Below are 26,903 nucleotides of genomic sequence, written 5' to 3'. Positions count from 1 at the left end.
GTATCAAACCGATACACCCTCTCTGTTTTATGATGACATTCTTTCGACCGTTTATTCCCAGTTAGGGTTCTGCGTCATATTCGGATTGGCTCTTACTTCCGACCAGGGCACCGGGAAAAGATGCATTCTATCCTGGAAGGTATGCTGCTCCACATCCCTGTAAGCGTACGTATAAGTGGTGCCGGTTTTGGTGATCACCACACCCCGTACGGGAACGTTGAACAGTTCCACGCCGCGTTTCCAGCGGCGTACGTCCCAGAAGCGCTGATTCTCAAAGCATAATTCAATCCTTCTTTCCTGCACCACCGCATCATTCATCTGCACTTTGCTCAAACCCGCCGGTAAAGCGAAGGGCACGAGGCCCGCGCGTTTGCGTATCATTTCGATCGCGGCGGCGGCGGTCAGCGTACAGGTGGGTGGCACCACGTATGGGCCGTAAGCCTGGTTCACCGCTTCTGCGTAATTGAGCAGTACTTCCGCGTAGCGCATCAGCTGGTAAGGTCTTTCCTGCGTCTGGTTCGTCACGAGGTTGAGGCCCACGTGCATGAACTTGCGCATGTAGTAGCCGGTGCGGGTGGGGAAATTGCCAATGGCGTCTTTCCCGCCGGTGAAGGTTTCGATGGGCCTTGCCTGCCAGGTGGTGCCCGTAGGGTTATCGGGCAGCGATGCGCCGTTGTAGTTGATGAACAGGTAGAAACGCGGGTCGCGGCGCAGGTAAGGGTTGGCCGGGTCGTAGGTGGAGCCCGCGTCGTTGATGTTTTTGCCGTTCACCATCTGGAACGCATCCACGAGGTTCTGTGAAGGATTTACCGCAGGCCCGGTCGTGAACTTGTAACCCACAGGGCGCTGCGCGCGGTCGATGTCGTTACGTCCGCCGCCCCGGATACTGAAAATGGATTCTTTGCTGTTACGGTCGGTCACCACATTCTGGAACGTGGTTTCGAGCCCATACTCGGAGCTGTAAGTGGTGATGAAGGTGCCCAGCAGGTCTGCCGCCGCTTTCCAGCGTTCTGGCTTGTTGTCCGGGTTGAACAACGGGCTGGCGTAATACAGGAGCAGGCGGCACTTGTATGCCATGGCCACCGGTTTGGAAGCGCGGCCCGCGAAGTTGGGGTAGTTGTCGTAATCGTCCGGCAGGTTGGCCATGGCGGAATCCAGGTCGCGGCTGATGTAGGCCACAACGGAGTCGATGGACTTGCGGGGCAGGTTGAAATTATCGTTCACCGCGTACACGCTGTCCGTCAACGGCACCGTACCGAAGTAGCGCATCAGTTCCATGTAATAAAACGCGCGCATGAAAAACACCTCGCCGGTAAGCCGCGTCATCACGGTGCGGGCGGGCAGGTTGTATTCGTCTTTCAGCCGCACCGTATCGCCGTACTTCTCCAGCGCCGTGTAAGACCGGTATTTGAAAAAGCTGTTGCATTTACGGATGCCCTGCCAGCAACGGGGCCACACGTTCCATGGCGTGTTCTGGGAGCTCCAGTTGCCGTTCGTGAAAATGTTGATGTTGTTGCCGGAGTTGCCGTGCACGGCTTCGTCGGTAGCCGCGGCAAAACCGGTGTTGGCGAACAGGGTGTTGTCGTCCTGCCGTAACGAATAAATGTTATTCACCCAGTTGCGCACCCGCGCGATGTCTGTAAACGCTTCGGTGATGGGATACTCATCATTCAGCGGCTTATCGAGGAAATCGCGGCGGCAGGCCGCAGTGCCCAGCAGGCAGCAGCAAAGCATGGTGAACAGAATATGTTGTGTCGTTTTCATGAGTTGTTGCTTTAAGAATTAGAAGTCAATTTTCACGCCCAGGTTGGTGATCTTCAACAGGGGATAATCTGTGTTAACACCGGCGCCGGGGCTTTCGGGATCCGTGTCCGGGAACTTGGACCATACGGCGAGGTTGTGCCCGGTGGCGAAAATGCGCCCGCTCTGCAGACCCCAGCGGCGGAGCATGGATTGCGGGATGTTATATGCCAGCTCCACATTTTTCAACCGGAGGAATCCGCCGTCCCTCATCCAGAAAGTGGAGTTGCGGAAGTTGTGGTTGTTGGTTTCCGTGTTCAGCCTCGGGAAGGTAGCCCTGTCGGCCGTTTCAGGTGTCCAGCGGCCGAGCACCATGGCGGTGGGCCTTGCGGAGCCGGGCTGGAAACCACGGAAGCTGGGGTAGGCGTTGAGGAAAAGCGACCTTTCGGTAACACCGGAGAATAGCACGGTAAGCTCAAAATTGCGGAAACGCGCGCCGATCTCGAAAGCGTATTGCATTTGCGGAAGACCGGGTTTGCCCAGCGGTATTTCATCGAGCGCGTCGATCACATCGTCGCCATTCTGGTCTTTATATTTCAGGTCGCCGGGGCGCAGCGTGGTGAAAGAGGAAGAAGGCCCTGCGTCGATTTCAGCCTGGTCTTTATAAAATCCGAGCGCCTGCAGACCGAATACCTGGCCAAGCGGGCGGCCGGTGCGCAGCTGGTACGCTTCGTCGCGGAACTGTTCTGCCTGGTACTCGATTTTGTTCGTGTAATAAGCGCCCTGCGCACGGATGTGCGTAGCGAACTGCCGGGTCCAGTTGCGGCGGAGCGTGATCTCGCCTTCCCAGCCCTGGTTACTGGTGCGGCCGATGCTGGCGGGTACCTGCGAGTTGCCGATGATGGCGCTGATGTTCTCCGGCGTTACGGGGATAAAATTGACTTTCTCCGAAAAGCGGTCCACCGTCAGCGCGATCTGCCGGTTAAACAATTCCACGTCGATGCCCACATTGGCCTGTTTGTATTCCATGGCTCTTGTGAGCGGGTTGCCCAGCGTGGTTTCCTGCAAGCCGGTGCCGGTAAAGCCCGTTTGCCCGAAGTTGGCGCCGGTGCCGCTGCCTGTGATGCCCTCTACGTAGGGGAACCTGGAGGGATACACGTCGTTGCCCAGGATGCCGTAGGAACCGCGCACTTTCAGCAGGCTCAGCCAGGTGGCATTTTTCAGCATGTTTTCTTTGGAAGCTATCCAGCTCAGGCCCACAGCGGGGTAGGTCTGGAAGCGCCTGTCTTTGGCGTAGTTCTCCGTGCCGGAATACGATACCACCACATCGGCGATATACTTTTCGTTATAGTCGTATGAGGCAATACCGGACACGAGCTGGCGGGAATACGGCAGGTCCGTATCGGGCTGTTTCTGCCTTACCTGGAAGTATTTGAGTTTGGTATTCAGGTGATGGCCGCCTTTGAGTTTGGGCGCGTATTCCAGCCCGCCTTCGAAGGCATAGTTATGCGAAAAGGTAGGCACACTGGCCGGAGCGCTCAACGGAACGTCGTTGCCGAACTTGACATACGGCTGGTCTTTTCCCTGATAGGTATATACCGCGAAGTCCTGGCTCTGCTGCATGGTGGGCCTTGCAAACGAGTTGAAAGAAAAGGACGCGAAAGCGGAGAGGCCGGGCAGCCAGGAATCGAGCTTGCGGAATACGCGGGTGCTGCCTTCGAGGAAGCGATGGTCCTGGTGCTGGTAGCCGGTGCGGGTCAGCGAACCGATGGGGTTTTCCCCATATTGTGCGTTACCGCCCAGGGAGCCGTTCGGGTTGAATACCGGGAACTGGCCGGGAGGATAAGAAGCGATGTTGGTCCAGATGCTGGCGGCGGAAAGGCTGCTGTGCGGCAGCACGCGGCGCTCGAGGCGCACATTGATGTCGAGCTGCACGAGCGTATTCGCGTCCACGCTCACGTCCATATTGGTGCGGAAATTATACCGCTGGTAACTCTGGCCGGTGCGGTAATTGTCGTTATCACGGCTGTACTTGAGCAGGCCTTCCTGGTTGGTGTAGCCCATCATCATAAAATACCGGGCGGTCTTGTTCCCGCCGGAAGCGCTCAGGTTGAAGCGGTACTGCATGGCGGTGTTGTTCACGGCGGCATCGTACCAATCCACGTCCGGGTACAGGTAAGGATCCGTTTTATTGAGGTAGCCGTCGAGCTGTGCCTGCGTGTAGTCGGCCTGCACCTGGTCGTTGGCGGAGCCTTCGTTATGGAGCAATGCGTACTGGTAAGCACCGAGCGTACGCGGTAATTTGGTCGGCTGCTGTATGCCGGTTTGCGCCATCACGGAAATCCTGTTCTGGTAAGCCTGGCCGCGTTTGGTAGTCACATATACACCTTTCCTCGCACCACGGCTGCCGTACATGGCGTTGCTGATCGCATCTTTCAGTACCACCAGCTGGTCTATTTCGCTTACTTCCAGTTCACCGTAGTCCCTTTCAACCCCGTCTACCAGCGAATTATAGCCACCGGCATCGGTGATGCCGGAACGGCCGCGGATGTAGATGGAGGGGAGTTCGTTACCGGGACTGGCATCCGTCTGAATGGAATAATATCCCGGTACACGCCCGTCGAGCGCATTTTTGATGTTGATGGCCGGCGATTTCAGCAGGTCGTTTTCCGTGAGCACATTCACGGCGCCGGTTACCAGCAGCCGCTTTTTATTGTACCAGAGGAGCGGGGTGGTTTTATCCCAGGGAGAGGCTTTTTTCAGCGTAACCAGTACGGGCGCGCCTTCACGCACGTACACCGTGGCCTGTTCGTATCCTGCATAGTAGGCGTACAGCGTATCGCCGGGAATGAGGCCTTCCAGGGAGAAGAGGCCGTTTTTATTGGAGGTGACTTCTTTGCTGGTCATCGCCGAGATGATCATGGCGCCTTTGAGGGTATTCCCTTCTTCGTTCACCACTTTACCGAACTCCTGCTTCTGCGCATACGCCATCCACGGCAGCATGCAGCATAGCAGCGATGTAAATATTCTGAATAGTTTTTGTTGCATTGGTTGCGAGCATTAATGGTGAACAATCAGTAACCGGGATTTTGTACCAGGCTGCCCTTGCTTCTTTCGATTTCTGTTTGCGGGATGGGGTACAGGTTCCAGTGTTTTTTATAGATCCTGTTCTGAAAGTTGTACCGGGTGTAGCTGAGCGCGCCGGTCTGGGCGTTATAAAAAGTACGCCAGCCCCAGGTGGCCCCGCCGAATGTTTCTTCGGCAATCTTCCACCGGCGGGCATCGAAGCCGCGGTGTTCTTCAAACGCCAGCTCTACCGAACGTTCGTTGCGGATGCGGGTGCGCATACTGTCTTTGGTGATGCCGGCGGGCAATTCTTGCATACCAACGCCGGTACGTTTACGAATAAGGTTCACGTATTTGTACACGGCAGCCACAGGCCCTGCCGCTTCATTTTCAGCTTCCGCGTAGTTAAGGTACAGTTCGCCCAGGCGCATCAGCGTCCAGTTGCGGTTTGCTCCCTCACCTACGTCCACGAACTTTTTCACGAGCATGGAACTCCAGCTGCCGTCGTTTGGTTTAGCGCCGTACACAGAGCGGCCATCGAGCCCGCCCGGGCCATACCAGGGCCTGAACTGTACGCCGAACCAGCTTTCCAGGGGTTGCACCACAGACATGCCCAAACGGGGATCGCGGTCTTTGAACGGTTGCTGGGGATCATATCCCGAAGTGGGATCCGTGATGGGTTTCCCGTTTTTCATTTCGTATTTATCCACCAGGTTCAGCGTGGGGTTGGTACCGCCGTAACGTCCTGCGCTCGGGTGCCCCTCGCGGAGGTCATACGCGCTGCCGATGCTTTCGTAGATGAAGAGCAGCGTTTCCTTGTTGGTGCGGGAATCGTTGAGGAACATCCTTTGGTAATTGCTATGCAGCTGGTGCCCGCCTGCTTTTTCGGCGGTGTCGATAGCAGTGCGGCAGGCGTCTGCGGCAATTCTCCAGCGTTGCGGGTTGGCGTTGCCGGGGTTATGCAGTTCGCTGGCGTGGTAAAGCAGCAACCTGCCTTTGTAGCCGAGCGCGGTCTGTTTGGTAATGCGGCCGAGATCGCCGGAGGCATATACTGCTGGCAATCCTGTAGCGGCGGTGTCGAGTTCCTTGCTGATAAAATCCACGACCTCGTCGACGGTGGCGCGGGGGATGTAGTACTCAGACAGGTCGTTGTTGAGCACACCCTGTACTGACAGCGCTTTTTTCACAAGCGGCACACCTCCGTAACGGCGGAACAGTTCGAAATAATAAAACGCGCGGAGAAAACGTACTTCATGTTTCCACCGGGCCACAACCGGCGGGTCGCCATCCTGCACACGGTCGATGTTCTCAAGGAACATGTTGCAGCGGCGGATGCCCTGGTAGCAAGTTTCCCACATATTGTCCGGGTTGAAGAACTGGTTGAAGCTCCCGTTGGTCACACTCCAGCTTTGCGCCGTAGTGGTGCCGTTGGCCGCTTCGTCGGTGTAAGAAGCCGGCAGTGCGGAGCCCGTTCTGGCAGGGGCCAGTCCATACCGCATGCGGTAGGCGCTGAAGGGTTGCAGGTAGGCGTAGCAGTTGTTCAGTACCTTTTGCGCTTCCACGGCCGACGTAAATACCAGTTCCTCCGTATAGCTGGTGGAAATGGAAAAGTCGGGCGCCAGGAAATCGCGGCGGCAGGCGCCTGTAAACAGACCGCCGAGCAATAGTATATATAGCGTAAGTTTTTTCATCGAGAATGTTTTTAGAAAATGATGTTGAGGCCCAGGTTGTAGTTTTTCATCTGCGGGTACAGGTTAGCCGCCGCAGACCGGATTTCCGGGTCAAACCAGTCGAACTTCGACCAGGTGTAAAGGTTGGCCGCATTCACGTATATGCGTACGCGTTGCATTTTCAGCCTTTGCAGCCAGGCCTTGGGCAATGAATACGCGATGGTCAGATTTTTGAAACGGATGAACGAGGCATCGCGGGCCCAGAACGAAGAGGGCTGGTAGTTGTTCTTCGCGGTGGTGGAAGAGGTGGTGAGCCTGGGATAGGTAGCTGTGGCCGCTGTTTCGGGCGTCCACCTGCCGAGGTGGTGCTTCTGCACCTTTGCGCTGTTATAAAAATCCCAGCCGCCCAGCTGGTTCACGAAGGTGGTAGTATTATCCACACCCTGGAACTGTACCTGCAATTCCCAGTTTTTGAATTTCACGCCGCCGCTGATGGCATAGGTGATTTCCGGCACGTCGGGGTGGCCAACGGGCGCAATGTCGAACTGGTTGATGATGCTGTCGCCGTTCATGTCGCGGTACTTGAGGTCGCCGGGCTGCACCGTACCGAAGGTGGTCTGGTCGTGCCACTCGTCCACTTCACGCTGGCTGTTGAAAAAGCCTTCCACGATATACCCGAAACGCTCGCCGTAACGCTTGCCGGTACGGGCCATCCAGGGGTAGGGTTTCTGCGGCTCCGTCATCGCCAGTATTTTGTTGCGGGCGAAGTTGTAGTTGCCGCCGATGTTGAAAGTCAGGTCTTTGCTGGCTTTGTAATCGTATTTCAGCTCGATCTCATACCCCTTGTTTTCCATGACGCCCATATTCACCGGCGGGAGAGAGGTCTGGCCGATGAGCGACGGAATGTCCTGCCGCGACAGGAGAATGTTGTCTCTCTTTTCAGAGAAGAGGTCCACATTGAGGGTAATGCCGTTGAACAGATTGAATTCGAGGCCGAGGTTGTTTTTCCAGGCGGTTTCCCAGGTTACGTCCGGGTTGCCGAGGTTCAGCTCGAATGCGCTGGCCACTGCGGTGCCGGAAGTGCCGAAGCGGTAGTTCCAGGCGGAGCCGGGGTTGCCCCAGGTATCGGGCAGGTAGAGGTACCGGCGGTTACCGATGAGGGAGTTGCCCACCTTGCCGCGCGAGAACCGGATTTTCGTATAACCCAACCAGTTGGAAAGGGGCCTCATCCAGGGCTCTTCGGTGAGTATCCAGGCCAGGGAGTAAGAAGGGAAGAAGCCCATCCTTTTTCCTTTGGCGAAGTTCTCCGTACCGTTGTAGCCCATGTTGAATTCCCCAAAGTATTTGCTTTTGTACCCGTAGGTAACCCGGCCTACCCAGCCGAGTTTGGAGAAGGGGTAGGCGGCCGCTTCGCGCAGGCGGTCTGCATAAAACAGGGCCAGTCCCGTTACGGCGTGTTTACCGTCGAAGGTGCGGCTATAGTCGAGCGCGGCCTCGCCGTACACGTGCTTGTCCGCATTCACGCCGGTAGACGTAAAGGCGATGGGCGTTTCCACCTTGCTGGTAGCGCGGTAGATGGGCTCGCCGGTGGCGGGGTCCCGCAGGTAATAGAAAGTTTCGTATTGTTTGAGGCGCCGTTCCGTGTAATAGAAATAAGTATCGAACACGATCTTGCCGCGGAAGCTGAGGCCTTTGATGGCGTAGTCCATTTTGTGGCGAACGTCGATGTTGGCCTCCACATCCGTGCGGAAGTTGTCCGAATACCCGGTGCGGGATACGTCGCCCACGATGTTGTTGTCTTCGATAAACGCGCCGAGCGAACCGTTGGGATTATACACCGGCGCGGTGGTAGGCGCCCAGCGGCCCATATTCCAGAAAATGAGGCCCAGCGGGTTGTCGGTGAAAAAGTGGCCGTTGCCGGGCCAGGTCTGCCGCGAGTGTTTGCCGGAAAGCGACATCGATACGGTGAGGGTAGGGCTCACATCCAGGTCCACGTTGCTGCGGAAGTTATACCGCTTGAAGGTGGAGTTGGTGTTGTATTCGTTGTAGTTGCCGTATTTCAGGAGACCGTCCTGGTCGAGGTAAGTGGCGGCCACAAAATACCTTGCACGGGAAGTGCCGCCGCTGATGGAGACGTTGGCCTGCGTCTGACGGGCATAGTCTTTCAGGATTTCCTTGTGCCAGTTAACGTCCGGGTAAAAATACGGGTCCGAATGGTCTTTGTACTTCTGCAGGGCTTCCTGGCTGAAGGGCATAAAGTTGGGATCGCCGCCGTCGTTGAGGTAAGCCTCATTGTAGAGTGTGGCGTAGTCATAACTCTGCAGGTATTGCGGCAGGTTGGTCACGAACTGGAGGGTGTTATCCACCGTCATGGACACGCGGGGCTTGCCGGCCACGCCGCGTTTGGTGGTGATGAGGATAACGCCGTTGGCGCCGCGCACCCCGAATACGGCTGTGGCGGACGCGTCTTTAAGAATGGAAATGGTTTCCACTTCGTTGAAATCCACATCGTTGAACCTCCTTTCCACCCCGTCTACCAGCACCAGCGGTTCCTGGCCGGCGGTGTTGAAGGTGCCGAAGCCGCGCACATACAGCAGGGCCGCATCGCTGCCGGGCAGGCCGGTGCGCTGCTGCGAGATGAGGCCGGGCAGGCGGCCCGCCAGGGCGTTGGTCACGCTGGCGGTGGGCATGTCTTTCAGCTCCTCGGCCTTCACATAGTTGATGGCGCCGGTGGTGGTGGCTTTTTTCTGTTTGCCGAAGCCGATCACCACCACCTCGTCGATGTCCTGGTTCTTCGGCACCAGCCGCAGCTGCACCTGGTTGCCGGGCCGGGCTTTCACCTCCTGGGTGTTGTACCCGAGGAAGGTGACCATCAGGGTTACTTCACCCTCGGCCGCAATTTCAAATTCTCCTTTCACATTGGTATAAGCGCCACGGGTGGTTCCTTTCACCTGGATGCTCACTCCTTCGAGAATGCCGCCGTTCGAGTCAACGACCCTCCCGGTAATTTTGCCCGACTGGCGGGCAAGCGCAACGATGCTGCATAGCAATAGTAGGTAGCATAGCGTAAACTTCCTGATCATATATTGATGGGATTTTAAGACTTAGACATGGGCATAGCTCACTCTGTAATGACTAGGTATTTGATGATTTAGATCTTGGTGGTTCAATCGATTATACAAGCGGGGGCATGGTCGTTACGAAATCATTAAATCGAATGAAAGCAAGCGGCTAAAAAGCAGATGTTCCTAATTTTGATGTTCCTTCCTTTCCTTTTTCAGTATTTCCCTGGTTACTATAAAAACGCCTCGTAATAGTTAGGTACCTCGGATACCAAGATTGGGACTTTTTTCGGGTTTTAACATAGTTTTAACTTTTATTGCAATCAAATGACATACGTACCCGGTGGAATATATCCCCGTGCGACTGAACATTCCGGGCCTTCCCGTTGTAATAAATGTTGTAACCCACAAGAGTTTCCGGGCCTGTCCTTTTTTCTCTGTACCCCGGTGTAAGTCCCTTTTTTCCGAGCCGGGTATTTCTGTGAATGTTTTCCTGTCCCGTTGTCCCTTCCTTTGCCTGTTACCGGGAGTTGTGCCCGCTTACCGGCGGCCCCCTGTGAAAGGAACTGTTCTGTTTTCCCGTTGCCACGTTTCGTCCTGTTTCCTTGTGCTACGCATTTAAGCTCGTTCTGTTTTCCCGTTGCCACGTTTCGTCCTGTTTCCGTGTACCACGCATTTAAGCCTGTTCTGTTTTCCCGTTGCCACTTTCCGTCCTGTTCCCTTGTACCACGCCATTTAAGGCTGTTCTGTTTTCCCGTTGCCACGTTTCGTCCTGTTTCCTTGTGCTACGCATTTAAGCTCGTTCTGTTTTCCCGTTGCCACTTTCCGTCCTGTTCCCTTGTACCACGTATTTAACTCGTTCTATTTTCCGTTGCCGTGCTTCGTCCTGTTTCCTTTTACCATGTATTTAAACTCGTTCTGTTTTCCCGTCGCCACGTTCCGTCGCTGTTCCCCTTTGCCGCGCATTTATCTGTGAATGGACTGTTCTGTTTTCCCGCTACCACGCTCCGTCCTGTTTCCCCTCATACCGGGCATTTTTCTGTGAATGTTCCTGCATATCCTTTTTGCCCTGTACCCAAACCTGAAAAACTGTGCATTATGAAATCATGCTTACTACTGCTTTATTTACTGTTAGTGGCACGGCTCGCAATGGCGTTTTATGCCCCCGTAAAGGGAATGGTGAAGGACAAAGACGGCAACCCCATTCCCGGCGTGACCATACAGGTAAAAGGCACCAGCCTGGGCACCGTGTCGCAGCCCGACGGTTCGTTCACCCTGAACGTGCCGGATGCCAACGCCACACTGGTGTTTTCTTACATCGGCTACGAACCGCAGGAAATCCCGCTGGCGGGCCGCGCCACTATAGACGTCACCCTCGCGCCCTCTTCGAGCCAGCTGGAACAGGTGGTGGTGGTGGGGTACGGCACCCGGCGTAAGCGCGACCTCACCGGGGCCATCGGCAGCGTCAAAGGGGAGGAAATCACCAGGCAGCCCGTCAATACCGCCACGCAGGGCATTCAGGGCAAACTCGCCGGTGTGCAGATCATCAGTTCGGGCGCACCGGGCTCACAGCCGCAGGTGCGCGTACGGGGTACGGGCAGTATGCTGGCTGGCGCGGAACCATTGTACGTGGTGGACGGGGTGCTCACCAACGATATCCGCAACATCAACACGGCCGACATCGTGACGATGGACGTGCTGAAGGATGCATCGTCCGCCGCCATATACGGAGTGCGTGCCGCCAATGGCGTGATCATCATCACCACCAAACGCGGGCAGGCGGGCAAAATGGAAGTGAGTTACAATATGAGCGTAGGCTGGCGGGAGGTGGCCAACCTCGTCAAAATGGCCAACAGCACGCAATACACGGCCTACCTGAAAGACGTGGCCCCGAATGCGGCCATTCCGCCCTATAATGTGTCGAGCGACTGGTACGACGCCATCCTGCGGAAAGGTTTCCAGCAAACGCATAACGTGTCGCTCTCCGGCGGTAACGATAAGGTGCTGTACTATTTTAACGTGGGGTACCTCACCGACGCCGGCATCGTCAACAGAAACAACTACGACCGCCTCACCGTGCGTTCCAACACGGAATACAACATCACCAAAGAGCTGAAGTTCGTGGCGCAGTTGTCGTTTATGCATAACAACACCGATTATGTGGACCTGCAGGGGATTTATAACAACACTTACCGCGCGGCGCCGGTCATCCCCGTTATGCAGAACGGGAAATACGGCAACACCTCCGCCTTCGGCAACGTCGGCAATCCAGTGCTCACGTCGGACAAAACGAACGATAACCTGAAGGAAAACCGGCTGCAGGGCACCACCTATCTTGAATATTCGCCCTGGACGTTTTTGAAGTTGCGCAGCAGCCTGAGCGTGAACCAGGGCAACTTTAACCGGAAGCGCTATAACGCCAAATACCTGAACGACGAAAGCACGTTCCTGGTGGCGGGCGGCAACCAGCAGCGCCCGGAAAGCCAGCTCACCATCGTAAAAGAGCAGGGCACGGAATGGTTGTGGGATAACACGGCCACTTACCAGCAACGTTTCGGCGATCACGACCTTACCGCACTGGTGGGCTTCACCGCTCAGAAGTACAGCGCGGATTACGTGGAAGCAGCGCGCAGGAATGTGCCCAGCAGTTCCGATCTGTGGTACCTCATTGCCGGCGATCCCAATACCTCTACCAATACCTCCGACGGCGATAAATACGCGCGCCGGTCTTTGTTGGCGAGGATCAACTACGGGTACCGCGATAAATACCTGCTGAGCGCTTCCTTCCGGAACGACGCCTCTTCACGGTTCCCGTCCGACAACCGGCAGGGGTACTTCCCAGCGGTGGGGCTCGGCTGGGTGATCTCCGAAGAGGATTTTATGAAGAACAGCGACCGGCAGATTTTTGATTTCCTGAAACTGCGCGGCAGCTGGGGGCGTATCGGCAACGACAACATCGCTTCCAACCTGTACATCCTCACCGCCAATTCAGGATTGCTGTATTTCTTCAACGGGGTGGCCACCCTCGGCACCAATCTCGCCGACATCAAAGACCGCAACCTGAAATGGGAAACCACCGAAGAATATGACGTAGGGCTTGAGTTTTCCACGCTCAAAAAAAGGCTGACGGGTGAAGTGAACTACTACAACAAAAAGACCATCGACGCGCTGGTGAACGTGCGCATCCCCGGCCTGCTCGGCGATCCGGACAACGAATACACCACCAACGCCGGTTCGTTCGTCAATAAAGGATGGGAGTTTACATTGCAATGGCGGGATAATATCTCCGAAGATTTTAACTATACTTTCGGCGGCAACCTTACCCTGAACGAAAACGAAGTGACCGGCCTCAACCAGGGGCAGCCACTCTTCCGCGGCGGCGTGGGTCAGCAGGGGCCCGTTACGCAAACCGCGAGCGGCCATCCCATCGGCAGTTTTTATGTGTACGATGCGGCCGGGGTATTTGTGGATCAGGCCGCCGTGGATGCCTGGGTGAATAAGGACGGGCAGAAGCTCCAGCCCACCGCCCAGCCCGGTGACCTCCGCTACCGCGATACCGATGGCAACGGGGTGCTGAACGATAACGATAAAATATTCGCCGGCTCCTACCAGCCGAAGCTGTACTACGGCCTCAACGCCGGCCTCAATTACAAGGGCATCGACCTGAGCCTCGATTTTTACGGCAATGCCGGCAACAAGATCTACAACGGCAAAAAAGCGTTCCGTTACGAACTGACGGACAATATCGAAGCCTCGTACGCCGACAAACGCTGGACGCCCACACGCCCTTCGTCGACCGACCCGAAGGCGCTGCTGGGCAGCACCAGGGCATCGACGTACTTCGTGGAGTCCGGCAATTTTTTCCGGCTCAATAATGTCACGCTTGGCTATTCGCTGCCGAAAAGCTGGCTCGACCGGATAAAGATAGAACGCGTCCGCGTGTACCTCACGTCGCAAAACCTCTTTACGGTGAAACGCTTCAGTGGTTTCTCGCCGGAAATGGTGTCGTCCAATCCCAAGGCGGACGGTTTCCTGTCCCTGCAGAATTCTACCAGTCCGCTGGAAGCGGGGATTGAGCTGATGCCTTATCCCACCACCAGAACATACGCCGCGGGGCTCAATGTCATATTCTAAACGGTGCAGCTTTTGGTAGCTGCTGAAAAATATCAAGCGATGAAAAAAATACTCCTCATATTCAGCATAACGGTACTGGCAGGATGCAAGGATTTTCTCGACATCCCGCCGCAGGGGCGGGTGACGGAAGAAGAGATCAGGACCAACCCCACCGCCGCGCAGGACCTCGTGAACGGTGTATATAATGTTATGTGGCTGGGCGGTTTCGGGCCCGATGTGCACGGGCTGCAATACACCGTCATCACCTCGATCGTCAGTGATGACGCCGATAAAGGCAGCACCCCTACCGACTATGGTCCCGCGCTGGAGATAGACAACTTCACATACGGTCCTTCCAACGCGAACGTGCAGAACTTCTGGACGGGTTATTACCAGGCCATCGCCCGCGCCAACCAGGCATTGGACAAACTGCCGCTTTCGCCGCTGGGCGACGTGGAAAAAAATAAACTCATCGGTGAAGTGCGTTTTCTCCGCGGTTATTTTTATTTTAATCTCGTACGCACCTTTGGCGGCGTGCCCAAACTCGACCGTGTGCCTACGCCGGAAGAAGCCAACTCCGATGCTTTTCAGACGCGGGCGACCGCCGCTGAGATTTACGAACTGATCATCGGCGACCTGACTTTCGCGGCGGAGAACCTTCCGCTGAAAGGCGCCACACCGGTGGGGCGGGTAACGAAGGGGGCCGCGCAGATGCTGCTGGCCAAAGTGTACATGTACCAGAAAAACTGGCAGAAAACATTCGAGCTGTCCAAAGCCGTGATCGATTCCAGGCTGTACGATACGCTCTCGAACTATGCCGATATCTGGCGCGTAAAAGGCGCCAATTCCATCGAATCGATCTTTGAGGTGCAGACGGGCACCAATGCCGCCTGCAACGCCGCGATTGAGCTGTATGCCAACAGCCAGGGCATCCGGGCGCGGAGGGGATGGACGGATTTCGGATTTGGATTCAACAACCCGTCTGCCAGCCTGGCCGCCGCCTACGAACCGGGCGATAAACGCAAAGACGCCACCATCATCACCATTTTGCCCGCGGGCACATTTTTGTGGGATGGTTTTCGCGTACCTTCGAGAGACTCGGTGGAAAACGACCGGTACAATTACAAGGCCTATCATAGCCGTACACAGGAACCGTATTGCGGCAGTCCGGACCGGACGCCGAAAAACCTGCGGGTACTGCGGTACGGGGAGTTGCTGCTGATGTATGCCGAAGCGGCCAACGAAACCGGTAACACGGCCGAAGCGCTCGACAAGCTGAACATCGTGCGGAAAAGGGCCGGCCTGCCACCGGCAACAGGCGCAGATCTGCGGATGAAGATCTGGAACGAACGGCGCGTGGAACTGGGCATGGAGCACGACCGTTTCTGGGATCTCGTGCGCCAGGGAAGGGCAGGAGCAGTGATGCGCGCGCACGGCAAAAACTTTGTGGACGGGAAGCATGAATTGTTCCCTATACCACAGGAACAGATATTATTAAGTAATAACCGACTGAAACAAAATCCTGGCTATTAATAGATGAGAACATTCCTGACCTGGATACTGCTGATCAGTATCACCATTCCGGCAGCCGCCCAAAAACGGCCGCAGCTGGGAGATTCGGCATTGCTTACCCTCGTGCAGCAGAAAACATTCGATTATTTCTGGAGTTTCGCCCATCCCGTATCCGGCCTGGCGCCCGAACGTACCGAAACGCCCAACGTCGTGACCATCGGTGGATCCGGCTTTGGCGTGATGGCCATCGTGGCGGGCATTGAACGCGGCTTCGTGACCAGGGAAAAGGGGCTCGAGCGGCTGCTTAAGATTGTCAACTTCCTGGCCAAAGCAGATCATTACCACGGCATCTGGGCGCACTGGATCGACGGCGCTACCGGTAAAACCATTCCCTTCAGCCGGAAAGACGATGGCGGCGACCTGGTGGAATCCGCCTTTATGTTCCAGGGCTTGCTCGCGGTGCGGCAATACTTCGATAAAGACACACCAAAAGAAAGAGAAATCAGGAACAAGATCAACGCCCTCTGGCGCGATGCCGAATGGGACTGGTATACGCAGGGTGGCCAAAACATCCTGTACTGGCACTGGTCGCCGAACCAGGGCTGGGCCATGAACCATCAGGTACGCGGCTGGAACGAATGCCTGATCGCTTATGTGCTGGCCGCGTCGTCGCCCACCCATCCCATTGCGCCCAAAGTATATCACCAGGGCTGGGCCGTGAGCAACCACTTCCTCAACGGCCGCGACTATCTCGGCATCAAACTGCCGCTGGGCTTCGATTACGGCGGGCCGCTGTTTTTCGCGCATTATTCTTTCCTCGGCCTCGACCCGCGGGGGCTGAAAGACCGCTATGCCGATTACTGGGAGCAGAACCGCAACCACACCCTCATCAACCGCCAGTACTGCATCAACAACCCGAAAAAATTCAAAGGGTACGGCGCCGACTGCTGGGGGCTTACCGCCAGCGACAACCACGAGTCTTACAACGCGCACTCGCCCACCAACGACCTCGGGGTCATAACGCCCACGGCTGCACTGTCGTCTTTCCCCTACACGCCGGAATACTCCATGCAGGCGCTCAAATACTTTTACAATAAAGTCGGGAATAAACTCTGGGGCAAATACGGCTTCTACGATGCCTTCAATGAAACCGTCAACTGGTACGACCATCAGTACCTGGCCATCGACCAGGGGCCTATTGCAGTGATGATAGAAAATTACCGGAGCGGGCTGCTGTGGCGGCTTTTCATGAGCAGTCCGGAAGTGAAAAACGGGCTGAAAACGCTCGGTTTTACCAGTCCCGCCATCTGACGCATGTGAATTTATTACAAATAAAAGATAAAATAAACGCTATTTAAGTGCAACCGATTGCATAATTTGCAGGTATATTCAGGGCGACATACATTCTCCCTGTAACCAATAAAATGCAAACGTTTGCATCTGACCTGAACGCTAACTAATATTTTAAACTGTTTTTTATATATGCCCACAGGAGGGCACCGCGTTATGAAAACTAGTCATGTATTTTTGATCTGACATGCCTTTGCTGCAACCATGCGGGTACAGTATGTAGATGGCTGTACCCCATGGAGCAGCGGTTCAGCGCTTTATAATTCACGCTACATGAAGAAATTATTTTTCCCTGTTTTATTATTGTTCACGTCGGTTTCGGGATTCAGTCAGACTACAGGGCCGGATTTGAAACTATGGTACCGCCAGCCTGCCAAAAACTGGAATGAAGCATTGCCGGTTGGTAACGGACGTATCGGTGCGATGATTTTCGGGCATGTCAACGAAGAAAAATTACAACTGAACGAAGCCTTCCTCTGGAGCGGCGGGCCGCGCGACGGGAATAACCCGGGCGCCAAAGCCATGCTGCCGAAAGTACGCGAAGCATTATGGAAAGGGGAATATATGCTGGCCGATTCGCTCAGCCGCGAGATGCTGGGCCCATACTGCGCCCGGTACATCACGCTGGGCAACCTGCTGCTGCGTAACGATGCGGCTGCGGGCAAAACAGAGAATTACATACGCGACCTCGACCTGAATACCGCTACGGCCTCCGTTTCCTACGTTGAAAACGGGGTGACTTATACACGCCAGGTATTTGCGAGCTATCCCGACCAGCTGCTGGTAATCCGGTGGAAAAGCAGCAAGCCGGGCGCCCTGAATTTCCATGCAGGTTTCGATAACCCGATGCCCTCCCGGATCAGCAGGCGCAGCGACGCCCACATCGTGATGAGCGGACAGGCGCCGTCGTACGTGCCGCACCGCCCGTATGAAAAAAGAAAAATCGAATATGACCCGGCTACGGGCACCAGATATGAAGTACATGTACAGGCGAAGCTGAAAGGCGGCAGCAGTCGCGCCGACGCTGAAGGCCTGCAGATCAGCAACGCCACGGAAGCGGTGTTGCTCGTATCGATCGGCACCAGTTACAACGGGCCTTTTAAGAATTCGGCTACCGAAGGAAAAGATGCGGCGGCGGAAGCTTTGAAGCCACTGAGCGGGAATAAATCCTATGAGGCGCTGCTGCAGGCGCACCTCGCCGACTATACGAAACTGTTCCGCCGGGTGCAGCTCGACCTGGGCAGCGATGCATCGGCCGCACAGCCTACGGACGCACGCCTGATGGCTTATACCAAAGCCGGCGGCAATATGGACCCGCAGCTCACCACGCTGCTGTACCAGTTCGGCCGCTACCTGATGATTGCAGGCTCCCGCAAGGGAGGCCCGGCCATGAACCTGCAGGGGCTCTGGAACGACAAAATACAGCCGCCATGGGGCTCTAACTATACCACGAACATCAATACCCAGATGAACTACTGGCCGGCTGAATCGGCCAACCTCAGCGAATGCGCGCAGCCCCTGTTCCAGCTGATCGGTCAGCTGGCGGAGAACGGCCGCAAAACGGCCGCCGTGAACTACGGCATGAAAGGTTGGGCGGCGCATCATAACGCGGACATCTGGGCCATCACATCGCCTGCGGGCGGCTCCGACTGGCGCGACCCGAGAGGGGAGCCCCGCTGGGCTATCTGGCCCATGGCCGGCGCCTGGTTCTGCCGCCACCTGTGGGAACATTATACCTACACGGGCAACACGGCGTTCCTGCGCGAAACGGCGTATCCGCTCATGAAAGGATCTGCGGAGTTCATGCTCGACTGGCTGGTGAAAAATCCGGAAGGAAAATGGGTGACAAATCCCTCTACCTCCCCCGAAAATAATTTCCTGGTGAACGGGCAGCGGAAAGGTTCCGTGAGCATCGCCACCACGATGGACATGTCCATCATCCACGACCTGTTTACCCGCACCATCGCAGCGGCGGAGATCATCAACACCGATGCGGCGTTTGCGGCGAAGCTCAAACAGGTATTAAAAGAACTGTATCCCCTGCATGTGGGCCGCCTCGGACAGCTGCAGGAGTTCTATCTCGATTGGGACGATCCCAACGATAAACACCGGCATTTATCTCATCTCTATGGTTTGTTCCCCGGTAATATCCTCAGTCCCCGCCGCGAGCCGGAACTGGCCGCAGCGGCCAAACGCAGTCTCGAACTGCGCGGCGACGGCGGCACCGGCTGGTCGAAGGCGTGGAAAATCAACTGGTGGGCCCGCCTCGAAGATGGGGACCATGCTTACCTGATGCTGAACAAACAGCTCTTCCTCGCGCAATCTGACTCCGTGAGCGTGGCAGACAACGCCGGCGGTTCGTATGCGAACCTGTTCGACGCACATCCGCCCTTCCAGATCGATGGTAACTTCGGCGTCACGTCCGGTATCACCGAAATGCTGGTGCAGAGCCACGACGGCGCGATTCACCTGCTGCCCGCCCTGCCTTCCGCATGGCCCGACGGCAGCGTGAAAGGACTGAAAGTGAAAGGCGGCGGCGAGGTAGACATCACCTGGAAAAAAGGAAAACTGACGGCGGCTACCATCCGTTACGACGGTTCATTCGGCGGCAAATTCATCGTCCGCACCTTTGAACCGGTAAAAGTGACCGCATCGCCCGCGTCATCGCAGAACGGGCCGTCCAAATCATTCAAAGACTACGGCAGCGCCGTTAATAAAGAGATCAAAGACCGCAGCAAACTGCCCGGTCTGGCGCTCAAAAAAGTATACGACACCGATATTATCATCACCAAAGGCACTACGAAGATCACGGCATTATGAAACCAACAGTGAAAACAGGATGGCTGGCTGCGGCAATGCTCGGATGCGCCGTACAGGGATTTTCCCAGTACAAGGGCGACGACGACGGCATACTGATGCAGAAAGCCGCGGCGCGCGACAGTTTGGCCATTGCCGATGCGGTGAACGGCTGGTGGACGGCCTCGATGAAAAATCATGAAAGCCGCATCGCCTGGTGGCGTGATGCCAAATTCGGCTGCTTTATTCACTGGGGTGTGTATTCCGTGCCCGGCGGAGAATGGAAAGGCAGGAAGGTGGGCGGCTACGCGGAGCATCTCATGCGCAAGGAAAAAATCCCTCGGGGCGAATACGCGGAAAAACTCATCCGCCCGTTCAATCCCATGGAGTTCAACGCGGAAGAATGGGTGAAGCTGGTGAAAGCCGCGGGCATGAAGTATCTCATCATCACGGCCAAACACCACGACGGCGTGGCGATGTATCCGTCCGCGATCGGCGATTACACCATCGGCCAGTCGAAATTCAAACGCGACCCGATGCAGGAACTGGCCGACGCCTGCAAAAAAGCCGGCATCCGTTTCGGGTTCTATTACTCCCACGCATTCGACTGGGAGCACCCGGACGCGCCGGGCAACGACTGGGACTACAACAATCCCGGTGGCGATAAAGACCTGTTCGGAGGAACGAACTGGTACGATCACCATCCGGAGCTGCTGCCCAAAGCGGTGAAATACGTCAACGAAAAATCCATCCCGCAGATACTGGAGCTGCTGAAAAAATATCACCCGGACATTATCTGGTTCGATACGCCGCATAAACTGCCCCTCTCCGAAAATATCCGCATCCTGCAAGCCATCCGCGCGGTGGATCCGGATGTGGTGGTGAACGGGCGGCTGGCGAGAAGCTCCGCGGTGTCTTTCGGGGATTATAAAAATACGGCCGACCGTCCGGCGGAGTTTTACCCCGTGGAAGGCGACTGGGAAGCGATTCCCACCACCAACGAATCGTACGGGTATTCCCGCTTCGATAACAGTCACAAGCCCATCGGCTTCTTTATCCAGCTGATGGCCAAGGCGGCCGCGAAAGGCGGCAACCTGCTGATGAACATCGGCCCCATGGGCAACGGCCTCATCGACCCGAGGGATACGGTAATACTGCACGCCATCGGCGAATGGATGACCCGGAACGGCGAAAGCATTTACGGCACGGAGGAAGTAAAGAAACACGAACAGAACTGGGGCGTGATCACCCGCAAGGGCAGCCACGAATACCTGCACGTGTTCCAATGGCCGAGAAACGGCAAGCTGGTGGTGAATGGCATCAACACGATCAAAACAGCGGCCCTGCTCGACGGCGGCAAAACCCTGCAGGTGAAAAAGCTGGGCGATGCCCGGTGGGAAATCACCGTTCCGCAAACCGCGCCGGATGCTTACAACAGCGTCATCCGGATTGCTACCGACGGCAAAGAGGAGCCCATCGTGCCCTACCTGTTGTCGGCTAACGGCAATGCCAATACGTTGCTGGCTTTCGATGCGGACTTGCAGGGAAAGGGATGGGCATTCGGCGACGGGAAAGCCGCCAGATATTACGCCCAGCGCTGGACGAGCACATCGCAGACAGCGGCCTGGCAGGTGACCACCGATAAAGCGGTGCGTTACAAAGTAAGGATCAAATACGCCGCCGACGCCAATACGAAAGGAACATACCGTTTCACCGCGGATGGCAAAGGCAACGAATATACCGTGACGCCGGCGGAGAAGGGGGAAAGCATCGTGGAGCAGGAACTGGCGGAGATCGCACTGGCGCAGGGTAATCACACCCTGCAGATTGCGCCCGTGGAAATCGGCGGAAAGGAACTGATGAAATTATTTGAAATCACTTTAACACCGGTTCAATAAGATGAAGCAACGGTTGCTGCTGATATTGTTTTTACTGACTGTGCAGCTGGCGCAGGCCGGCGACTGGCTGAAAGAAGCCGTGATCGTGCGCCGGGCCGATATTATGGCCAAGGCCGAATGGGCCCTGCAGCAGCAGCCGGTAACGGTTACGGCATCGCGCTGCGACCGCAGTGCCGGTGGTTTGCACGACTTTTATTCCGAAGGGGATTACTGGTGGCCAAACCCGGCGCATCCTGACAGTCCGTATGTCCAGAAAGACGGGCAGACCAACCCTGACAACTTCGTGACCCACCGCCAGGCGATGGTTCGTTTCAGCAGGGTGGCCGGCGCACTGGCCGCGGCGTATGTAGCCACCGGCGATAAAAAATACCTGACCCATGTGCTCACGCATGTACGCGCCTGGTTCATTTCACCGGACACCCGTATGAACCCGCACCTGCTCTATGCACAGGCCATCAAGGGCCGCGCCACGGGCAGAGGCATCGGGATCATCGACACGGTGCATTTTATTGAAGTAGCACAGGCACTGCGTATCATGGAAAAGGCAGGCGCCATCCCGCCCGACGACCTGGCCGCCGTGAAAGCATGGTTTGCCGCCTACCTGAAATGGATGACGGAACACCAATACGGCATCGACGAAATGAATGCCGCCAACAACCACGGCACCTGCTGGGTGATGCAGGTAGCGGCGTTCTCCAAATTCCTCGGCAACGAGCAATGGCAGAACTTCTGCATTAACCGGTATAAAGAAGTACTGCTGCCGCGCCAGATGGCGGCCGACGGGAGTTTTCCGCAGGAGCTGCGCCGAACAAAACCTTACGGCTACGCGTTATTTAACCTGGATGCAATGGCCACGGTTTGCCAGATACTCAGCAGCCCCGGCAACGATTTATGGAAGTACACCGAAACAACAGGTAAAACAATCTCGAAAGGCATTGCTTACATGTTCCCGTACGTAAAGGATAAAAATACCTGGCCCTTCGCCAAAGATGTGATGTATTGGGAGCAGTGGCCGGTGGCCCACCCGTTCCTGCTCTTTGGTGCGGCGGCTTACGATAACAAAGATTATTTCGGCGTATGGCAGCGGCTGGAACACAACCCGCAGGTAGAAGAAGTGCTGCGGAACCTGCCGGTGCGCAACCCGGAAATCTGGATGGTCAAACTATAATCACAAACACAAAAAGATAATCATAAACGTACTAAAGATTTTACTGTAGACGTGGAATATGATAACGCCGGTCTCGTCTGAGCCGGCATCTTTTTTTATTGCCAGCCTTTCAGTGTTTCGAGCGCATTTATTTTCTCTTCATCGGGCGCCGCGGTATCGGTGGAGATCTTGAGGAGCAGCTGTTTCAGTTCGGGGTCTTTGCGGCCCAGCAGGTAATGGTAGATCATATCATTGCTGACGGAGCGGTAATGGCGGTATTGTTCGTGCATGGCGTTGCGCGCATCTTTGACGAACTGTTCCTGGTTGGCTTCGAGGCGTTGCAGCCGCGCTTGGTAATCCGGTTTCTGCGACCACAGGGAAGTGTAGAGGTGTGAGATCTTGTCGTGGTCGGTTTCGTAACGGATGTATTCCTCCCGCTGCGCATGGTATTCGTACTGATAACAATCCTTGTAGAGGAAAATAGCCAAAGCCGTATCCGGGTTGCCGGTGCGGATATACAGCGCCGTGTCCTGGATGCCGGCCGGTTGCCGCCCGGCAGTATGGCAGGCCTGGCAGAGCATAAAGCTGGCTGCGGGCAGAAAGAGGTATGGGTAAATTTTCATAGTTCGTTCAGTAATTCCTGCGCCCGCGCGAAATTCTCCGCATCCGCGGGTATCTTCAACAGCCACTGCCTGCACTGTTCCTTGTCCTTTTCTTTCAGATAGCTGATCGCCATGTAAAAGGCGCCGTCGTATTTAAATAACGACTGCCCGTTGTAAATTATTTCAAGGTCGGGCCGCGCGAGGGCAGGCTGATCATTTTCAAGATAAGCCAGGCCGCGGTACAGGCGGGCATAGGCATCGTCCGGTTGCCGGTCCAGTACGCGGGTGAGGGAGGTGATCGCATCTGCGTAATGCCGGCCGTTGAATTGCTGCACGGCCTGCTGCAGGCTGGTATCGGGCGCGGTGCCCCGCTCCGCCGGATACACCATTTCCTGCGCGGCGTATTGGGTGGTCAGGTCCTGCCGCCAGGGGCTGATGTAGAGTAATACGGCCACTACGGCGGCCACAGACGCCACGGCGATGGAGAACCGCTGCAACCGCACCACTTTGGAGCGGGCATGGAACACCGGCCGGTTGCTTTGCAGGGTTTTCTCCAGCTGCTCCCGCTGCGGGTCGGGCGTGAGGCTTTGGCGGAGGGTGTTTTGCACATCCGCCCATCTTTCCAGCGCCTCCTGCAGGTCCGGTTCCATCCGTAACCGGTCTTCAAAAGCCTCGCGTGCGGCGGGGCTCATGTCGCCGGACAGGTACCGGTCTATCAGTTCGTGATCGTTGTCGTTCATGTCAGTCCCCATTTAGAAAGATTTTCTTTAATAGCGCTGACCAGGGCGGCCATACATTCGGATTTCTTTTTACGAAGGTATCCGTATGTAACGCCCAGCGCAGCGGCGATTTCCTCCTGTGGTTTGTCGGTCAGGCTCAGCCGGATGATCTCCTGGCAGCGCTCGCCCAGCCGGCCCAGCATGGCTTTGTAGAGCCGCGCCTTTTCATTGTCGGACCAGGTCTGTTCCGCATCCCGGAAGCTGTCTTCTCCGAGGTTAAATTGTTCGTCCAGCTCTTTTGTTACCCCCTGCCGGCCTCTTTTTTTCAGTTCGTTGAGCCATTTCCTTTTGCAGATCATCAGCAGGAAAGGCTCGAAAGGACAGGTGAGCACCAGGTTTTTGTATTTGCCCTGGTTGTAGATATCCACCAGCGCTTCCTGGAAAATATCGGCCGCATCGTCTGCCGTGCCGTTGTTTTGCAGGATGTAGTGTTTCACCCGCGGTGCGAACCGCTGGTAGATTTCTTTCACAGCCTGCGTGTCGTTTTGCAGGAGGGCTTGGACGTATGCCTGGTCGGGATGGGCCATAGAAACTAAAGATATCAAAATTCCCAGGGGTAACAAATGGCAGTTTCCGGTGATCTAATCCTGAAAAAGATATATATTCATGCAAACAGTTGAACCGCGACGAGAGCAGCGTATATATCCTAAATACCTTTTTATGTTCAGATACAGCTTGTATTTGCTGCTGTTGGTGCAGTCGGTGCAAGGCCAGCAGAAACCGGCCCCCGATACCATCCCCGCCGTTATCGATGTGGAAATGGAAGAGAACAGGGCCGCCCTCAAAGCCTCCCTGCGCCCTCTCCGCCAGATCGCGGGAGCGCCCGAAGCCTTTTACAGTTATTTCTGGGAATTCGGCGATGGCACCTTCTCTTTTGCCCCGCAACCTGTTCACGCCTATAAAGACACCGGAAACTACGACATCCGGCTGTATGCCACCAATAATTACGACGACGGCAAGGCGCCCAAAAGCAAGCCCCGCCGCATCAGGGTAAAGAAAACCATGTACGCCGCCGCGCCGGCCCCTTCCGCGTTTTTCGCAGCGTCAGACATGCTGGCCATGAAAGTGAACCGTATGCCCAAACCGGGAGAGGAAATGGTGGCCATCGCGGGCTACCGCCATCCCGGCGGCACCGGTAACGTGAGCGGCTCGCTGCTGCTGTATTACAACGAAAAACAGTTTGCGCAGAAGAATTTTGTGCTGGGAGAAGAAAGGGCGTATGCCGGCGAACGCAAAGTCAGGGCCGATTCCGTGCTGGCATTTGCCCCGATGGACGACCTGTATGCATCGCCCGCACTGGCCGGACCGTCGGCGGTACGGTGGATAGACCCGGTGCGCGCCACCACACTCACCAACATGCTCGCTGAAAAGAAAGCCCTTTTCCGCGAGCAGCATGCCTGGCGGGTGGAAGACCTGAAAGCGGGGGAGGAAAAATTCATCTTCCTCAGCCTCGAAACCACGCCGGAAATGATCAAAGACACGAACGCCGTGGTCACCATCAGCACCATCTTTATCCCCGACGATCCCGCCATCCCGGTGTCGCAGTTCAACCTCGACATGCAGATCGTGGCCTCGCACGATCCCAACCGCATGCAGCTGAAGAACCGCCGCATGAACTACCGGTTTGTGAGCAAACAGAAGGAACTGAGTTATAAAGTGCAGTTCCAGAACACCGGGAAAGGCCCCGCCAGCAAGGTGGCTATCGGTATCGCCGTGCCGGGCATGCTCAACGGGCAATCGCTCGAAATCATGGACTATTCTCCCAAGTGTGTGCTTTGTGATTCCGCTTACGAGCGGCAAAGCTGCCTCGATACCATTGTGCGGCAGGACAGTATCTTCTTCGTATTCAACAATATTTACCTCAAAGGCATGCAGCAGGAAGGGGTGGAAGATCCCGATTCCACGAAGGGGTTTGTGAAGTACCGCGTGCGTTTCAGCGAAGAGCTGAAGAAACTGCCCTTCACGAGCCAGGCCGCGATCGTGTTCGATAAAAACGAGCCCGTGATCACCAACCGTTCCAAAGGCCGCTTCAAGCCCGGATTGTCGCCCGGGATCATACTGGGTTACGGGAAAGGGTTTCAGAAACAGGAGCTGCCGTTTGGCATACCGGCGGGCACGCTGGGGGTGAGCGTTTCGGCTTATGCGCCTTACCGGCCATATTTCCAGGCGGAGCTGTATATGAGCCTGCAGGAAAAAAATGAACGTTTCATTTCTTCCCGCCGCGACCAGCGCGACACGGCCATCGGCAACGGTAAATACATCGTGCGCCTCCGGGAGGAATATGAGATCATCCAGCGTACTACGGTGGATGTGGTGCCCCTGCACCTGCGCTACAACATCAAAAGCTGGCTGGGCGTTGGCGCCGGCGCGATGCTCAGTGTGGTGACGGGAGAAAAGAAACAGGTGAAAAAAGTGGTGGAAGCGATGCCCATTCCCGACGGCCCGCCACAGAAGTTCCAGCATATCAGCGGCAGCGATACGAAAAGTTTCACCGCCACGAACGCCGCTCTCTTTGCCGACATCAACCTCGGAATGGTGCGCGCCGGGCCTTCGCTGGGCGTACGGCTGCTACAATACCTCAAAGACCCGCAGCAGCGATTGTTCATTTACGGGATTTGGCGGTTGTAGGCTTCCGCTCTTCCAAGGACATCGGTATTCACAGGCAGTCCTTTCAAAAAAGCGCTTCATTGCAGATCAGCGACATCCCGCACGGTTAGCATCGGAAGGCAACAGCGCCCGGATTTTATAATTCAGTTTGCAGGAATATACCGGGGGAGCTGCGCACACGCTCATCGTATCAGACAATTTTAGCTATCTTTAAGACAGCATGATCAGGGTGTGTTTATTTTGGTTGCTGTGTAATGCTGCCACTTTAAACACGGCAGCCGGTGCTGCATTTTACAGTATCCCCGCGGATGGTATCCATTCAATTTCTTCCAACATCATCGCGTTCCCATCTGATCGAAAGGAGGCTGCGCCCGGCGAAGCCGGTACTGGAGGTGGCGGTCATCTTGCTGATGATATCCATCCAATTTCTTCCAGCATTATCCCGTTCCCATCTGATCGAATTGTAGCCACACCCAGCGAAGCCGGTACCGGATGTAACGGTATTCCTGCGGAGGACATCAATTCAGTTTCTTTCAACATCGCCCTGTTCTCATCTAACAG

14 protein-coding genes are annotated in these 26,903 nt (G+C 55.9%); 7 read left to right on the top strand and 7 right to left on the bottom strand.

Features of this window, described 5'->3' with window-relative positions; translation table 11 throughout:
- Nucleotides 1–51: 51 nt before the first annotated feature.
- From EGT74_RS03975 to EGT74_RS03960, 4 genes are read right to left on the bottom strand one after another with little or no spacing between them, the layout of a single operon-like run.
- Nucleotides 52–1,764: a RagB/SusD family nutrient uptake outer membrane protein gene (locus tag EGT74_RS03975; RefSeq protein ID WP_123845233.1), complete on the bottom strand. Its 1,713-nt coding sequence runs from the start codon at nt 1,762–1,764 to the stop codon at nt 52–54.
- Between the two features lie 18 nt (nt 1,765–1,782).
- A complete protein-coding gene (locus EGT74_RS03970; RefSeq protein ID WP_123845232.1) occupies nt 1,783–4,788 on the bottom strand; it encodes a SusC/RagA family TonB-linked outer membrane protein in 3,006 nt (1,001 codons plus the stop codon).
- A 26-nt stretch (nt 4,789–4,814) separates the two neighbouring features.
- Complete coding sequence (locus tag EGT74_RS03965) at nt 4,815–6,497, bottom strand: RagB/SusD family nutrient uptake outer membrane protein (protein WP_123845231.1); 1,683 nt, start codon at nt 6,495–6,497, stop codon at nt 4,815–4,817.
- An 11-nt stretch (nt 6,498–6,508) separates the two neighbouring features.
- A complete protein-coding gene (locus tag EGT74_RS03960; RefSeq protein WP_123845230.1) occupies nt 6,509–9,559 on the bottom strand; it encodes a SusC/RagA family TonB-linked outer membrane protein in 3,051 nt (1,016 codons plus the stop codon).
- 1,077 nt (nt 9,560–10,636) lie between these two features.
- Here EGT74_RS03960 and EGT74_RS03955 point away from each other — a divergent pair.
- The 6 genes from EGT74_RS03955 to EGT74_RS03930 all read left to right on the top strand — a co-directional run bounded on the left by EGT74_RS03955 (nt 10,637) and on the right by EGT74_RS03930 (nt 22,375).
- Nucleotides 10,637–13,672 (top strand): SusC/RagA family TonB-linked outer membrane protein, encoded by a 3,036-nt coding sequence (locus tag EGT74_RS03955; RefSeq protein WP_123845229.1) that lies wholly within the window; start codon nt 10,637–10,639, stop codon nt 13,670–13,672.
- 39 nt (nt 13,673–13,711) lie between these two features.
- A complete protein-coding gene (locus EGT74_RS03950) occupies nt 13,712–15,184 on the top strand; it encodes a RagB/SusD family nutrient uptake outer membrane protein (protein ID WP_123845228.1) in 1,473 nt (490 codons plus the stop codon).
- A gap of 3 nt (nt 15,185–15,187) precedes the next feature.
- The gene (locus tag EGT74_RS03945; RefSeq protein ID WP_123845227.1) at nt 15,188–16,474 is read left to right on the top strand and encodes a glucoamylase family protein; all 1,287 of its coding nucleotides are present in this window, start codon (nt 15,188–15,190) and stop codon (nt 16,472–16,474) included.
- Nucleotides 16,475–16,786: 312 nt separating this feature from the next.
- Nucleotides 16,787–19,333: a glycoside hydrolase family 95 protein gene (locus EGT74_RS03940; RefSeq protein WP_123845226.1), complete on the top strand. Its 2,547-nt coding sequence runs from the start codon at nt 16,787–16,789 to the stop codon at nt 19,331–19,333.
- On the top strand, nt 19,330–21,207 hold the full coding sequence (locus EGT74_RS03935) for an alpha-L-fucosidase (protein WP_246008114.1): 1,878 nt from the start codon (nt 19,330–19,332) through the stop codon (nt 21,205–21,207). Before EGT74_RS03940 ends, EGT74_RS03935 begins: the two co-directional genes overlap by 4 nt.
- 1 nt (nt 21,208) lies before the next feature.
- Nucleotides 21,209–22,375 carry an alginate lyase family protein gene (locus EGT74_RS03930; RefSeq protein WP_123845225.1) on the top strand — a complete coding sequence of 389 codons (1,167 nt, stop codon included), beginning with the start codon at nt 21,209–21,211 and terminating at the stop codon, nt 22,373–22,375.
- Between the two features lie 95 nt (nt 22,376–22,470).
- Here the strand turns inward: EGT74_RS03930 and EGT74_RS03925 are convergent, their stop codons facing one another.
- The 3 genes from EGT74_RS03925 to EGT74_RS03915 are packed head-to-tail and all read right to left on the bottom strand — an operon-like array spanning nt 22,471 to nt 24,262.
- The gene (locus EGT74_RS03925) at nt 22,471–22,977 is read right to left on the bottom strand and encodes a hypothetical protein (RefSeq protein WP_123845224.1); all 507 of its coding nucleotides are present in this window, start codon (nt 22,975–22,977) and stop codon (nt 22,471–22,473) included.
- Nucleotides 22,974–23,696, bottom strand: coding sequence for a tetratricopeptide repeat protein (locus EGT74_RS03920; protein ID WP_123845223.1), 723 nt, complete (start codon nt 23,694–23,696; stop codon nt 22,974–22,976). The genes EGT74_RS03925 and EGT74_RS03920 overlap by 4 nt, the downstream gene beginning before the upstream one ends.
- Complete coding sequence (locus EGT74_RS03915; protein WP_123845222.1) at nt 23,693–24,262, bottom strand: RNA polymerase sigma factor; 570 nt, start codon at nt 24,260–24,262, stop codon at nt 23,693–23,695. The genes EGT74_RS03920 and EGT74_RS03915 overlap by 4 nt, the downstream gene beginning before the upstream one ends.
- 133 nt (nt 24,263–24,395) lie before the next feature.
- Between EGT74_RS03915 and EGT74_RS03910 the strand changes: the two genes are divergently transcribed.
- A complete protein-coding gene (locus EGT74_RS03910) occupies nt 24,396–26,363 on the top strand; it encodes a PKD domain-containing protein (protein WP_158617994.1) in 1,968 nt (655 codons plus the stop codon).
- Nucleotides 26,364–26,903 lie beyond the last annotated feature (540 nt).

It is taken from the genome of Chitinophaga lutea, from assembly GCF_003813775.1.
In the GTDB taxonomy this organism is placed as follows: Bacteria; Bacteroidota; Bacteroidia; order Chitinophagales; family Chitinophagaceae; genus Chitinophaga; species Chitinophaga lutea.
Note: the sequence above shows the minus strand (reverse complement) of the source record. Positions and strands in the feature narration are given on the sequence as shown.

Bases quoted from the DNA above. Each gene is read 5' to 3' on its own strand.
- EGT74_RS03975 (WP_123845233.1), bottom strand. From the start codon at position 1,764: ATGAAAACGACACAACATATTCTGTTCACCATGCTTTGCTGCTGCCTG.
- EGT74_RS03970 (WP_123845232.1), bottom strand. From the start codon at position 4,788: ATGCAACAAAAACTATTCAGAATATTTACATCGCTGCTATGCTGCATG.
- EGT74_RS03965 (WP_123845231.1), bottom strand. From the start codon at position 6,497: ATGAAAAAACTTACGCTATATATACTATTGCTCGGCGGTCTGTTTACA.
- EGT74_RS03960 (WP_123845230.1), bottom strand. From the start codon at position 9,559: ATGATCAGGAAGTTTACGCTATGCTACCTACTATTGCTATGCAGCATC.
- EGT74_RS03955 (WP_123845229.1), top strand. From the start codon at position 10,637: ATGAAATCATGCTTACTACTGCTTTATTTACTGTTAGTGGCACGGCTC.
- EGT74_RS03950 (WP_123845228.1), top strand. From the start codon at position 13,712: ATGAAAAAAATACTCCTCATATTCAGCATAACGGTACTGGCAGGATGC.
- EGT74_RS03945 (WP_123845227.1), top strand. From the start codon at position 15,188: ATGAGAACATTCCTGACCTGGATACTGCTGATCAGTATCACCATTCCG.
- EGT74_RS03940 (WP_123845226.1), top strand. From the start codon at position 16,787: ATGAAGAAATTATTTTTCCCTGTTTTATTATTGTTCACGTCGGTTTCG.
- EGT74_RS03935 (WP_246008114.1), top strand. From the start codon at position 19,330: ATGAAACCAACAGTGAAAACAGGATGGCTGGCTGCGGCAATGCTCGGA.
- EGT74_RS03930 (WP_123845225.1), top strand. From the start codon at position 21,209: ATGAAGCAACGGTTGCTGCTGATATTGTTTTTACTGACTGTGCAGCTG.
- EGT74_RS03925 (WP_123845224.1), bottom strand. From the start codon at position 22,977: ATGAAAATTTACCCATACCTCTTTCTGCCCGCAGCCAGCTTTATGCTC.
- EGT74_RS03920 (WP_123845223.1), bottom strand. From the start codon at position 23,696: ATGAACGACAACGATCACGAACTGATAGACCGGTACCTGTCCGGCGAC.
- EGT74_RS03915 (WP_123845222.1), bottom strand. From the start codon at position 24,262: ATGGCCCATCCCGACCAGGCATACGTCCAAGCCCTCCTGCAAAACGAC.
- EGT74_RS03910 (WP_158617994.1), top strand. From the start codon at position 24,396: ATGTTCAGATACAGCTTGTATTTGCTGCTGTTGGTGCAGTCGGTGCAA.